At 50.9% G+C, this 13,952-nt stretch carries 7 protein-coding genes; 5 read left to right on the top strand and 2 right to left on the bottom strand.

Annotation, left to right across the window (positions count from 1 at the left end):
* The first annotated feature begins 2 nt into the window (after positions 1-2).
* Together H6F93_RS34390 and H6F93_RS30990 are read left to right on the top strand one after the other, a co-directional pair.
* Positions 3-4,598 (top strand): response regulator, encoded by a 4,596-nt coding sequence (locus H6F93_RS34390; RefSeq protein WP_242043713.1) that lies wholly within the window; start codon positions 3-5, stop codon positions 4,596-4,598.
* A 181-nt stretch (positions 4,599-4,779) separates the two neighbouring features.
* Positions 4,780-5,340 (top strand): chemotaxis protein CheW, encoded by a 561-nt coding sequence (locus H6F93_RS30990; RefSeq protein ID WP_190642440.1) that lies wholly within the window; start codon positions 4,780-4,782, stop codon positions 5,338-5,340.
* 160 nt (positions 5,341-5,500) lie between these two features.
* Here H6F93_RS30990 and H6F93_RS30995 read toward each other — a convergent pair whose 3' ends face one another.
* A complete protein-coding gene (locus H6F93_RS30995) occupies positions 5,501-6,016 on the bottom strand; it encodes a hypothetical protein (protein ID WP_190689582.1) in 516 nt (171 codons plus the stop codon).
* A gap of 226 nt (positions 6,017-6,242) precedes the next feature.
* Positions 6,243-7,679, bottom strand: coding sequence for a calcium-binding protein (locus H6F93_RS31000; protein WP_190689586.1), 1,437 nt, complete (start codon positions 7,677-7,679; stop codon positions 6,243-6,245).
* 503 nt (positions 7,680-8,182) lie between these two features.
* Between H6F93_RS31000 and H6F93_RS31005 the strand changes: the two genes are divergently transcribed.
* The 3 genes from H6F93_RS31005 to H6F93_RS31015 all read left to right on the top strand — a co-directional run bounded on the left by H6F93_RS31005 (position 8,183) and on the right by H6F93_RS31015 (position 13,920).
* Positions 8,183-9,412 carry a PucC family protein gene (locus H6F93_RS31005; protein WP_190689590.1) on the top strand — a complete coding sequence of 410 codons (1,230 nt, stop codon included), beginning with the start codon at positions 8,183-8,185 and terminating at the stop codon, positions 9,410-9,412.
* A 66-nt stretch (positions 9,413-9,478) separates the two neighbouring features.
* On the top strand, positions 9,479-10,270 hold the full coding sequence (locus H6F93_RS31010) for an SAM hydrolase/SAM-dependent halogenase family protein (protein ID WP_190689593.1): 792 nt from the start codon (positions 9,479-9,481) through the stop codon (positions 10,268-10,270).
* A gap of 122 nt (positions 10,271-10,392) precedes the next feature.
* Positions 10,393-13,920, top strand: a complete 3,528-nt coding sequence (locus H6F93_RS31015; RefSeq protein WP_190689595.1) for a PAS domain S-box protein — start codon at positions 10,393-10,395, stop codon at positions 13,918-13,920.
* Positions 13,921-13,952: the final 32 nt, after the last annotated feature.

Raw genomic sequence — 13,952 nt, forward strand, 5'->3', positions numbered from 1 at the left:
TAATGTCAAAAGACAAGGAACTCGAAATTCAGCTCCAGTTTCTCGACGAAGCGTTGGAGTATCTGGGTACGCTGGAAGATGCCTTACTGGGGCTAGCAAACGGTCGCATTGATACGGGCAAGATCAATGCTGCGCTGCGGGCGGCTCACTCGATCAAAGGCGGCGCGGGAATGATGGGGTTTCATGCCCTGAGCCATCTGGCCCATCGGCTAGAAGACTCATTTAAGGTACTGAAAACGCAGAAGGCTTCGCTGGAAATTGACGGCGAACTGGAGGGCTTACTGCTCTCTGCGGTGGACTGTTTGCGGCATGTCATTGGCTGCGATCGCCACAATGTTTCCCTTGATTCTCGCTGGCTGGACTATCACGCCAACCCCATCTTCGACCAACTGTATGAACGATTGGGTGATCCCCAGGCAGAGGATGCAACCTCTGTGCTGTCACCCGAAGAAGGTCAGGACATTATTCCGCTGTTCTTCCAGACAGAGGTAGAAGGTTGTTTGCAGCGGCTGGAGTCGGTGCTGGCAGACCCAGAAATGCCCTGCCTGTATGAAGAAATCGCGATTTTGGCGCAAGAGCTGGGCGGGCTGGGCGAAATGCTTCAGCTTGCGTCCTTCACCAAACTGTGTGAATCGGTGGCGCGTTATCTAGAAGCAGCTCCTGATCAAACGGAGGCGATCGCCCGACAAGCGTTGCAGGCATGGCGACGATCGCAGGCCCTCGTCTTAACGGGTAACCTGGATAGCCTACCGGAAGCCATTCAGATAGCTGGCATCGAGGTCGGCACTGCCCCGGCTCAGCCCATCATCACCGAAGAGATGGAAGCCCTCTGGGTCGATCAACTGTCAGCCGAATTTCCGAATGAGGTTGAATCTGAATCTCTCACAGAAACTTTCTCAGATTTTGCAGCGGATGCAGCACTAGAAGCTGAAACGAATGCGGCAATGGAAGCTGAGATGGATTCTCTAACAGAATCTACTTTTGCAGATCCGATAGAAACTGCTGGGTTCAGCAACCCGTTTGAGCAAAATTCACTGAGTCAGACCGAGTTTGACCGCGCAGATTTTGCTCAGTTTGCCCAGGCTAATTTTGCTCAAACTGATTTTGACCAGTTTGCTCCAGAGTCAACAGCCGACCTCGATCGGTTTGAACAGGAAGATTTCTACCCAGTTGAGGTCGAGCAAGTCGAGGTTAAGCAAGTTGAGGTTGAGGTTGAGCAAGTTGAGCAGGCTGATTTTGCTCAGGCTGATTTCGACCAGGCTGATTTTGCTCAGGCTGATTTTGCTCAAACCGATTTTGACCAAGCTGGTTTTGCTCAAACCGATTCTGACCAAGTTGATTTTGACCAGACTGATTTTGACCAAGCTGATTTTGCTCAGACTGATTTTGACCAAGCTGGTTTTGCTCAGACTGATTTTGACCAAGCTGGTTTTGCTCAGACTGATTTTGACCAAGCTGGTTTTGCTCAAACCGATTTTAACCAGGCTGATTCTGAACAAGCTGATTTTGCTCAGGCTGATTCTGAGCAAGCTGATTTTGCTCAAACTGATTTTGACCAAGCTGGTTTTGCTCAAACCGATTTCGACCAGGCTGATTCTGAGCAAGCTGATTTTGACCAGAGTTTTGCTCAGGCTGATTTTGACCAAGCTGGTTTTGAGCAGGCTGATTTTGCTGCCTTTAATCAAGCGATCGCAGACCAGGCTGCCTTTGACCAGAGTTTTGAGCAGGCTGATTTTGACCAATCCTCTTTTGAAGAAGCATTTAACAATGCAGGAAATGGACTAACGGCGGCAGATGAAAGCGTTCAACTGCCGTTTATGCAGACAGAGTCCATTCCGTCGCAGTTGGATCAGGCTCAATCTATTCAACCTACCCAGCCCACTCAGCCTACCCAGCCCATTCAGCCTACCCAGCCCATTCAGCCTAATCGTCTCACCCAGTCCTCACCAGAGGTGCAACCCGTACAGCCGAGAGTTGAACAAGCGCGATTTAGTCAACCTCAATCTGATTCAACTCAGTTCACAACGCAGCCTACTCGAACGCAGCCTACTCGACTGGAGCCTGTTCGGACGCAGCCTGTTCAGCCCCAAATCACTCAACCGCAACCAATCCAGTCACAGTCTCCGAGTTCCCGTCCCCCACTGCGTCAGCCCCGTTCTGCTGAATCTGTTGTCGAGCCTAAGACTCAAGTCGTTCGACCTCGTCCGACCGCACCAGAGCCGGAAGCACGGCCGATGAATTTTCGAGCGCTGGAGGCAAAGGCAGACACCACGCCACCCCCCATTCGAGAAAGCCAGGAAAACACGGTGCGGGTGCCGCTCAAGCAGTTAAATCAACTGAATGACCTGTTTGGCGAACTGACCATCGAACGGAATGGTCTGGATATGCATATGAAGCGGATGCGGGCTTTGGTGCGAACGCTCAGCCATCGAGTACAGGTTTTGGAGCAGTCAAATGCTCAACTGCGGACGGCTTACGATAAGGTTGCAACGCAGGCGATCGCCTCCGAAGCCGCGCCATCCCTGGTTGGAGCCAACAGTTGGGCTAAACAGAATGGCTACAGTGATCTGGATAACTACTTGTCAAACAGCGGTTTGTCAAATAGCGGTGGCGGTAGTTTTAGGGAAGAGGGCGATCGCCATGAAAGCACCGATTCCTCAGACATCAATAGCAACTTTGACGTACTGGAAATGGATCGCTACAGCGACCTGCACCTGCTGTCTCAGGAAGTGATGGAAACCATCGTCCAGATTCAGGAAGTGACCAGCGACATTGAGCTAGGGCTAGAAGACACCGAACAGACCACCCGCGAACTCAACAAAACTTCCCGTCAGCTTCAGACTAGCCTGACGCAAGTGCGGATGCGGCCGCTTTCAGATGTAGTCGATCGCTTCCCCAGAGCCTTACGCGAACTCTCACTCCAGTACGGCAAACAGGTTGAGCTAAAACTGCAGGGTAGCAGCACTCTGATCGATCGCAACATTCTCGAAGCGCTCAACGATCCGCTCATGCACCTGTTGCGAAATGCCTTTGATCACGGCATCGAAGATCCTGAAACTCGCAAACGACACGGCAAATCAGAGCAGGGCATCATCGAAATTACTGCCGCTCACCGCAGCAACCGCACCATCATCACGATTAGCGACGATGGTGGTGGCATTCCGCTCGATAAGATTCGGGCTCGTGCCCGTCAAATGGGGTTAGACCCAATGCTGCTAGCGGCAGCCAGCGACGAAGAACTGCTCTCTCTCATCTTTGAACCGGGCTTTAGCACCACCGATCGCGTTACAGCGCTCTCTGGGCGCGGCGTTGGCATGGATGTAGTGCGCGACAACCTGAAGCAGGTGCGCGGCGAAATTACCGTCAATACCCAGGCAAACGTTGGTACCACCTTTACACTCTCCGTTCCATTCACGCTCTCAGTGGCACGAGTGCTGTTAGCCGAGAGCAACGGTATGCTGCTGGCATTCCCCACAGATGCGGTGGAGGAAATGCTGGCACTCCAGTCTGAGCAAGTGATTTCCGCCGCAGGCAGTGAAGCCTTTGAATGGCAAGGCAGCATGGTGCAACTGATTCGCCTGTTCCGCTGGCTAGAGTTTCGCTGTCCCCGTCAAATCAGTCGGCTGGAAGCGCCCCCAACCATTAACTCACCCACCATTCTCATGGTCAGCCAGGGAAGCCAAATCATTGGCATCCAAGTAGACCGCTGTTGGGGTGAACAAGAAGTTGCGATTCGACAGGTCGAGGGTAACCTGCCCATGCCTAGTGGCTTCACCAACTGTACGATTTTGGGCGATGGTCGTGTCGTTCCCCTGGTTAATATTCCAGAACTGTTGCACTGGATTACCAGCTACGAGCGCTCTAGCATCGTGCCGGTGGCAGAACCCACTTTTCAGCAGCCTGTGACTCCCTCCTCCCCCAATCTGTTTACGTCGCAGCCTTCCTATCCCTCTGCCTATCCTCAATCCTATACGCCGTCTCATTTCCCTTCTCAACTTCCGGCTGCACCGACTCAACCTGCTTACCCGCCTTCTCAACTTCCGGCTGCTCCTGTCCAGCCTGTTCAGTCGCCTGCTCCGATCTCGGCTCCGGCTCAGCCGTCTTATCCTGCGGCGCAACGCCCGGCTTACCCTGTTTCTGCGCTTTCGTCTAACTATGCAGCCCTGACAGAGCCTGCGCTGCCGATTCCGACTGCGCCCTCTATGCCACCCTCTAAACCAACCATCCTGATTGTGGATGACTCGATTAACGTTCGCCGCTTCCTGGCGCTGACGTTAGAGAAGGCTGGATATCGGGTTGAGCAAGCCAAAGATGGTCAAGATGCTCTGGAAAAACTGGCGGCTGGACTCCAGGTGCAGGCAGTGATTTGTGACATTGAAATGCCTCGGTTAGATGGCTATGGATTTTTAGCGAAGGTGAAGGCAAATCCGGCGTGCGATCGCATCCCCATTGCCATGCTCACCTCCCGCAGTGGCGACAAACATCGCCAGCTTGCGATGAGTCTAGGCGCAACGGCATACTTCTCCAAACCTTATAACGAACAAGCCTTACTGCGGACATTAGAACAACTGATCAACACTCCAACGGCTCAACGCTAATGCAACAAAGAAGCCAACATTGACCTGACAGATACCTTTCAGAGCAATTAGCTAAACGGGCAAGGAGGCGATGAAATGACGGTGAATTAATCACGGTGAAACTCAGCATGGTGGGCGCTGTCCACTCTACAAATCGTTCATCCCTCATTCCTCATCCTTCATTCCTCATTTCGCCTTCTCTATGGCACTCCCTTCGTCGTTCGCTTACCGCCGCGCCAGCCGCAAGGTTGAGCCCAGCCAACAGCTCATTGCCTTTCGGATTCATCATGAGTGGTTTGCGCTGCCTATTTTGGTGGCTCAAAAAGTCATTCTGTTGGATAAGTTACACGATTCACTGTTTAACACAGGGGCTAGTGTTGCTTTCTATCAAGAAGAAGAACTGGTGGTGTTAGATATGGGGCGGCGAATTTTTGGGGAGGCGATCGCCAAAGCAGCTAATCCTGATGAACCACTTGCTCCCAACCACACCACCACTCAAATTCAATTTGTTAATCAGCAACGCTATTTAGTCATTGTAGATAGCTTTCATGGAGAGCCTGTAGGACTTCTCTTAAACTCACAGCCTAGCCTACGCCGAGTGCCTCAATCAGCCTTTTCGCCCTTGCCCCCCAATCACTTTGCCGAGGGTGGAATTCGCTGTGTCCATGCTCTCGTCACGTCGATTCAGGGTCAACCACCCCTGTTTTTGTTGAACTTGCACCAGTTGCTTGAACCCGTCACTCATCATTTTTCTGGCTATTAAATGAGCCCAAAGGTAGGATGGGCAAAGCAACGTTTGCCCATCCCATAAGTAGTTACTCCCTTCCCGTCCAAAGATTAGGTACTAAAAGATTAGGGATGCACCCCGCGTTGCGGGGTGCATCCCTAATCTTTTAGTAAGAAAGGAGTAGGCTGCTAAAAACTTAGGCTGCTAAAACCAGGTCAACCTCGTTGGTGCCGCTGGTTTCACCCTTACCAGATTTAATTTGGTTGTTATTTACCTCAATCGCAAATGGAGTCCCGTCTAGCTCCAGGTTATAGTCCGTCTTGCTAGAGGTATATCCTACACTAGCGATCATTTCGCGCCCTTTGCCCGTATAGACGAATGCTAGCATCTGGTCTTTGTTTTGCTCGTTGTCATGTGCCCAAATCACCATATATTGTTTGTTTTGGTAATCAAACACTTTGGGGGGACGGGTTGGTACATAGCGTCCAGCTTTGCCAAAGCTAGCATCTAGAAATTGCTGGACTGAATTTTGCTCTACATTGACATAACTCACTTCCTGGGGAGACTGTGCTTCAACGTCACCCTCTTTTTCATCTCGTGTTTCTTCCTTACCCCGATTTCTCAGATAGTCGGTAGCAACTTTAGTGCCGATCGCACCCACTGCTACAACTCCTGCGCCAATTAACAAATTCCGAAGATTTTGGTTACTCATTCTTTATCTCCTGATATACACCAACAGCTCAGCAAATTTGTCTGAGCTATTCTCAACCTTACTTGTTTAGAATGGTCTTCGCTTACACAAGTTTCCTTCAAAGTTGTATTGATTAATTTCTGCTGTGTGTAAGTCAAGGTTACGGGTAGGTCTGACTTACAGAAATAGGGGCTTGGCATTGCCAAGCCCCTACACAAGAGGATAGTGTGATTAGTTAGTTTGCGCTTTAGGCTACAACAGAGATGTCAGTGTAGTTGAGAGCAGGTTTGCCAGACAGCGTTGCGAGTTTAATCTGTCCGACAGCTCCTGTACCATCCAAATCCCAGTACAGAGCACCCGTGTTGTTGTTGTAGATGAAGCGATCGCTAGCATCTCCAGCGGACGAACCTAGCGTAAACTGAGACGCAGCAAGCACTGTATTTGCGACTAGACCACCTCGGAAGCCCGCAGCAGAGACAACGATGGTATCTTTGCCCGCTACGAAGTCAGTGATGGTGTCAATTCCTTGGAAGGGATTGTCGTAGACAAATTTGTCAGCACCACCGCCTCCTGTGAGCCAGTCTTTTCCATCTCCACCTTTGATGGTGTCGTGGTATTTGCCGCCAGTCAGGGTATCATCACCTGCATCACCGTAAAGAGTGAGCGGAGTTTTGGTATTCTTGCCGTCAAACGTATCGTTGCCTTCTCCCCCATAGAATCTTACCGATCTTACATCGGTGCCTGTGAGGTCATCGACAACGAAGCTGTCATCGCCGCCCAATCCACTCACTTTGAAGGCTTCAGCATTATCAACGGTGAGTGTGAAAGGAACTAAGTTAATTCGGTCAAAGATGGCTTTGCCGCCTTCTGCTTTCAGGGTGAACTCATCTCCCTGCTGGCGTGCGCCGTTGACTTCGATTACATCGTAGCCAACTCCACCGTCCATCAGGTCGCTACCGTCACCATTGTTCCAGACGAGACGGTCGTTGCCTTGCTGACCATACATTCTGTCATTGCCGCGACCGCCCACTACTACGTCGTGACCTTTGCCCCCATAGAGGTAGTCGTGAACACCACTACCAATCAGCAAATCATTACCTGCATCCCCATAGGCGATGACTTTGGTTTCAGAATCACTTGCATCTAACTTATCATAGCCGTCACCTCCAGAAAATTTCACCAGTTTGACATCAGTACCTGTGAGGCTATCGACATCCAAGCTGTCATTACCACCCAAACCATTGATATGGAAGGCTTCCGCTTCGTCAACAGTGAGTGTGAACGGAACTAAGTTAACTCGATCAAAGATGGCTTTGCCACCTTGTGCTTTCAGTGTGAACTCATCTCCCTGCTCACGTGCGCCATTCACCTGAATCACGTCATAACCAGTACCACCGTTCATCAGGTCGCTGCCGTCGCCATTGTTCCAAACGAGAACATCGTTGCCTGCTTGACCATACATTTTGTCGTCACCGCGATTGCCTATGACAACATCATTTCCGTACTCTCCGTAAAGGGCATCTTTGCCATCTCCACCGTAAATCTTGTCGTTTCCTTTGCCACCTCTGACGATATCATTGCCTCCTTTGGCATAAACAGTATCGTTGCCACCGTACGCCAAGATTACATCAGCCAGATCAGTTCCAATAATGGTTTCGCCGTTGTTGGTGCCTTTAATAGTCATGTCGGTTTCTCCTTTTCACATTTAGTCGGGTTAGGAAAGCAAGTCAGTTTGTGGGCAACAGTTGCCCTGAAATTTCAGGTCTTTCGTTGGGGGAAAGAGCGTTTAGATATCTGCTAACGATGAGAGTGAGAGAAACAAATAGGATTTGAAGCTATTTCTCGACTAAACCGTTTGCAGATTAGAGAATCAAACATTAGTTAGCGAATTCGTTTCAGAAACTTTTCTGAGTAATTTGCCATGTTGTTTGAAGGTTCTCTCTGTGGAAGGCTTGTTCATCGGGTTTGTTTAACCCATGAATACAAGTTAGGGCACCTTTTTGATTTGATCAGCATGAGAAAGTCAGAAAAGGTCAGATGCTTTTTGAACGACTAGGTCAGAAAAATGTAAAAGGTAATATTTACAGCAATGAATCGGTGATAAGGTGTGGTCAACTTGTAGCACCCTTTTATAGATCGTCACTCTCTTTTTTGAGAAATACTTTGAGGAATACATGGTGCAAGACTATGAAAGCGAACCAACTTTCTTTAGCTCAATCACAAGCTGTTGTTTTATGGCTACCTGTGGCTGCACTGGCTACTGTATATGGCTCAATTACCTTAAGCTGGGTTGTGTATCGCGTGCATTTAGCAGAGCTTGTGACGCAACTGGGGTTTGCGCCTACCTTTGCGCCACAACTGCTGTTAATTGAAACTTTGCTGGCGATCGCCCTAGAACCCCTAGCGGGACGACTCTCTGATCAAACTCAACAACGTCAACGTAACCGCTTTCCATTGATCTGGGTTGGCGCTGCGTTGACCGCAGCCCTATTTGCGATCATTCCCTTACTTGTGACCAACATAGGAGCAACTCAACCCAATGGTTCTATCCGCTGGTTGGTGCCCGTGCTGTTAATTTTATGGGCGATCGCCATTGGCATCCTTCGCAGTCCAGCCTTGGCGCTGCTGAGACACTATGCTGCTACGGTGCGCCTGCCTCAAGCAGCAAGTTTACTCACCTTGGCAGCAGGGCTGGCCGGAGCCGTAACACCACTGGGAAGCGCAGCCCTGCGTGAGTTGGGTTACGGGACAACCTTTATTGCTGTAGCAATTCTGCTGTTGGTGACGGTAGCGTGTTTGAGGTTTTTCAACCCACCTTCAATGGCAATCTCGGGCTTGAGAAATACGGCTGCAATCCGTCCTTCACTGCTCTCTTTGGGACTCATCTTTGGCATCGGTGCAACGGTGACGTTAGTGTTTCGACTGGCGATCGAAATTTTTCCTAAAGTGCTCAAAGCACAACTGCCCGATAGCAATCCACCCTTCTTCATTGGCTTGGTTTTCCTGGCGATCGCCGCTTTTGCCATTCCAGCGGGTTTAATTGCTGCTCGGATAGGCAATTCTAGAGCCATGCTGGTTGGTCTGGGGGCGATCGCGGCCTTGCTGGTGTTGCTCAGACTCACTGTCAGTTCTCCTATGGCAATCATCCTGGCGATCGGCTTAGGAATTGCTTATAGCCTGGTATCCAACGGAACATTCCCCCTAGTGTTGTCGGTTGTCTCTCCGAGGCACGCAGGGTTGGCGATCGGCTTGTTTTTTGGTGGAGCCGCAGCCACTGCCAGTGCATTTAGTATATTCTTTGGCAAGCCAGAAGCACTGTCTGTTACGACTGGAATTTGGCTTGGGCTAATTTCTCTTTTAGTCGCAGCAATTTGTGTTACGGTGCTCAAGCCAGAACATAGCGCTGCAACCGGCTGATATGTCTGTTCTATGTTCGTACTGCCCAAGTAAACTTGTTATCACTTGAGACAAAAGGAGAGGAGTATGTTTATCTGCTTAATTGCAGATTATGGTACGGGCGATCCGGCCTTTACCGAAGTGACACAGCGGTTACTCCAATCGCTACCACAAGCTCAAATTCATCCTCTTTCAGTGCCTCCGTTTAACACGCTGTCTACCGGGTTTTGGATTGCCCAACTGGGGCTCAATCCTGGACCGGCTGAGCGTCTGATCTATCACAACTGTGCGCCACGTCAAGATGACCCAGATGCACGGCAAGACAACGAAGGAGAAGGGTTAACCTATGCATTGTTGCCCAATGGCGTAAAAGTAGTTGGAGTGAATGCAGGCTATACCCTCTCTTTTATCAAGAATCACGCCAAGGTGTTGCAGACGGTGAACGTGTCACGCGGTGGGTCGCAGTTTCGCTCGCGAGATGTGTTTCCTCCAGCGGCGGCGGCGATCGCCCAGGGAGACTTTAGCGTGTTGGGCGAGCCGCTCAACCCTGCTCAGTTGCCAGATGCCCCACTCGATCGCATCGCCTGGGTAGACGGCTACGGCAACATCAAAACCACCATTCCCGATTACAGCATTAACTTGGAACCCCAAACAAAAGTTGTAATTCGGATTGGGGATGTTGTGAGTGATGCAATTTACTCAGATGGCAGCTTTAAAGTACCAGAAGGAACGTTAGCCTTTTCGCCAGGAAGCTCTGGATGGTCAAGCTCTGATGGTAAACCGACCCGCTGGATGGAGCTATTTTTGCGCGGCGGCAGTGCCTGGAGACGCTTTGGTAAACCTCGGCTAAACGAACGTGTTACCAGGCTTACGGGCTGAAGGGGTGCTTATGAGTTAAATCGATAAATGTTTCCTTGGAACGGTGTGTAAAACCTGTCATCCCCCTTAAGGTAAGCAGAGCTACACCCGTCCATAGTTTGAGGACCAGGCAACTCGTCACTATGCTCAATGTCACCCGTTCCTCACTCCAGCGCTGTGGCGTAGCTGCTTTGTCCGTTGGGCTGGCTTTGGTGCTCACAATCTGGCTGGGGGCGTTGATTCAGCCTAAAATTCTGATTTTGTTTTTTGCGGCGGTGACGGTGAGTGCCTGGTTTGGTGGGCTGACAGGTGGACTGACTGCAACGATACTGTCTTGTCTGGCGATCGCCTTTTTCTTTATTCCGCCCCTCTATTCATTCGTCGTTGACAGCCAGGCTGACCGCTTTCAGCTAATCACATTTGGGCTGGTTGGACTTCTGATCAGCAGCTTAAATGCCGACTTGCGAAATTCCAAGCAAAGAGCTAAAACCGCTCTGGCTCAATTGCAAACGAGTGAGGATCGGTATCGGCAAATCCTGGATACCTCCTATGAAGGGATCTGGCTACTGGATGCCAACTTACGTACCGAGTACGCCAATCAACGGTTAGCTGAAATGCTGGGCTACAGCCTGGAAGAGATGCAAAACCGCTCTTTGTTTGATTTTATGGATCAGGCAGGGCGGGTTGAGGCTGAATATCGGATCGAACGCCGCAAGCAGGGAATTAAAGAGCAATTTGACTTTCGCGTTCTTCGCAAAGATGGCTCAGATCTATGGGTGCTAGTTTCAGCTAGCCCAATTTTGAATCAGCGTGGTGAGTTTGCTGGAACGTTAACCATGCTGACCGATATTAGCGATCGCAAACAGTCTGAAGATGCCCTTCGAGCCAGCGAATCTCGCTTTCGGCGGCTGTTTGAATCCAACATTATTGGCATTAACTTTGGCGACCTGCAGGGCAACATCCTCGATGCCAACGATGCCTTCTTAAACTTGATTGGCTACACGCGAGCAGACTTGCAGGCGGGGCAACTCCAGCTTGAGGCCATTACTCCACCTGAATATCACCATTTGGACGAACAGGCTGGACGTCAAAGCCTTTCCTCCGATGCCTGCGCTCCTTACGAAAAAGAATACATTCGTAAAGACGGGAGCCGCGTGTCTGTCCTGGTTGCAGGCGCTCGACTAGAAGCTTCCAAGACAGGAATTGGGTTTATCGTAGACCTGACAGAGCGCAAACGAATTGAGCAAACCCTGCGCTACCTTGCCGAAACCAGCATTGACTTGTCCACCTCTCTGGACTATCAAACTACGCTGGATCGGGTTGCCCAGATTGCCGTTCCAGAGATGGCAGACTGGTGTACGGTAGACCTGCTCAACTTTGACGGCACGATTTCTCGCCTGCCTATTGCTCATGCAGACCCAACAAAGGCAGTATGGGCACAGCAACTTCAGCACTATCCCCCCAACCCACAAGGAAAAAATCCGATCGCCCAGGTCTTAAAAACAGGCGAGTCTGTTCTGTTAGCCGAAATTCCTGATGCGCTGATCAAACAGTTAAGCCATAACGCTGAGCATCTGCAAATAGTCGAATCGTTGTCCCTCAAGTCTGCAATGATTGTGCCGCTGATTGCCCGTCAGCAAATTTTAGGAACCCTCTCACTCGCTATAGCCGCATCAGAGCGACGCTATAGTATGGACGACCTGTCTCTGGCAGAAGATTTAGCCCGTCGTGCAGCCCTGGCGATTGACAATGCCAGACTATATCGCGCTACCCAGGAAGCTCAGCGGGCTACAGAACAAACGGCTAATCGCACCGCTCGACTGCAAAAAATTACGGCGGCGCTTTCAGAAGCACTAACCCCTCACCAAGTCGCTGATGTCGTCATGAATCAGGGAATCGCTGCCCTGGGAGCTACTGCTGGCTCGGTGGCGCTATTGGTAGATCAGGGATTGTCGATTCGGGTGGTGAATGCGATCGGCTATCCGTCAGAGGTGGTGCAGCCCTGGCAAAGCTTTTCCGTAACAGCCCCCACGCCCCTGGCAAAAACGGTGCGAACGGGAGAAGCTATTTTTTTGGAAAACGCCGAAGCATTGGTGGCAGACTATCCTCACCTTGCCGATGAGATCGCCACAACTGGCAATCAAGCATTCACCTGTATTCCGCTGAATGTTGAGGGACGCACACTGGGTGCAATGGGCTTAAGCTTTAGAACTGCCCAGTCTTTTAACGAAGAAGATCGAGCCTTTATGCTGACTCTGGGACAGCAGTGTGCCCAAGCGATCGCCCGCGCTCAGCTTTATGCTGCCGAGCAAACCGCCCGCAGTGCCGCCGAATCAGCTAACCGAGTCAAAGACGAATTTCTCGCTGTGCTTTCCCACGAATTGCGCACGCCGCTCAACCCGATTTTAGGCTGGACTCAGCTGCTCAAAAACCGCAAACTTGACGCTCAAACCGTTGCCCGTGCCCTGGATACAATTGAGCGCAACGCCAAACTGCAAACCCAACTGATCGAAGATTTGCTGGATGTATCGCGGATTTTGCAGGGAAAGCTCAAGCTCAACTTCTGTCCGGTTAACTTGGTTTCTGTGATTGAAGCGGCAATCGAAACGGTGCGTCTCTCTGCTGAGGCTAAATCTATTCAGCTTAGTTTTCACCTGCTGGATGCAGGCTTTGATCAAGACGAGGTTGAGGCGATCGCCCTCCCTTCCCCCACTCAGTCACAAGCAGTCGAAACGGATGCAGTCACCCCAACAAATCCGGCAACTCAGCCCAACCTCACCGTTCTGAGCGAACCACCACAAAGCTCGCACTTTCAAGTCTCAGGGAATCCGGCCAGACTCCAGCAAATTGTTTGGAATCTGCTCTCTAATGCGGTCAAATTTACCCCTAACGACGGCAGGGTAGAAATCCGCCTGGAACAGGTGCAAACGGAAGAAGCGATCACCTACCCATACGCTCAAATCACCGTCAGCGACAGTGGCATTGGCATCAACCCTGAGTTTGTCCCCTACATCTTTGACTACTTCCGTCAAGCTGATAGCGCTACCACACGCAAATTTGGCGGACTGGGACTGGGGTTAGCGATCGTGCGTCATCTGGTCGAGCTACACGGTGGTACCGTTCGTGCTGAAAGCTCAGGAGAAGGACAGGGTGCTACCTTCACGGTCAAACTACCGCTCTGGCAAGACGAAGAAACTTCGGGTACAGCGCCAACCCCGCCAGCTAATCTAGGGCTCTCTTCCACCCCGTACTCGGAGGGACCTATTCCAACTTTTACCGCTGCTTTGGCAGGTATCCGAGTGCTGATTGTAGATGATGAGCCAGACACGCGAGAACTACTGGCTTTCCTGCTTAGGCAGGCGGGAGCAACGGCGATCGCCGCCGCTTCTGCCGGGGACGCTTTGGAGACTCTAGACCAGTTCCCTCCTCAGACTCAACCTCACATTCTGTTAAGTGATATCGGAATGCCTGAGATCGATGGATACATGTTGATCGAGCAAATCAGAGCCCGATCGCCTGACCAATGCGGAGACATTCCAGCGATCGCGCTCACTGCCTATGCCGCAGAATATGATCAGCAACGGGCAATATCTGCTGGATTCCAAATGCACCTGGCAAAGCCAATTGAGCCTCAGCGGTTAGTTGAGGCGATTATTCAATTGTTGGCTTAGGGGAATTGGGGTTTGGAGATTAGGGGTTGGGA

Source organism: Leptolyngbya sp. FACHB-671 (genome assembly GCF_014695745.1).
Taxonomy (GTDB): domain Bacteria; phylum Cyanobacteriota; class Cyanobacteriia; order Elainellales; family Elainellaceae; genus JAAUTN01.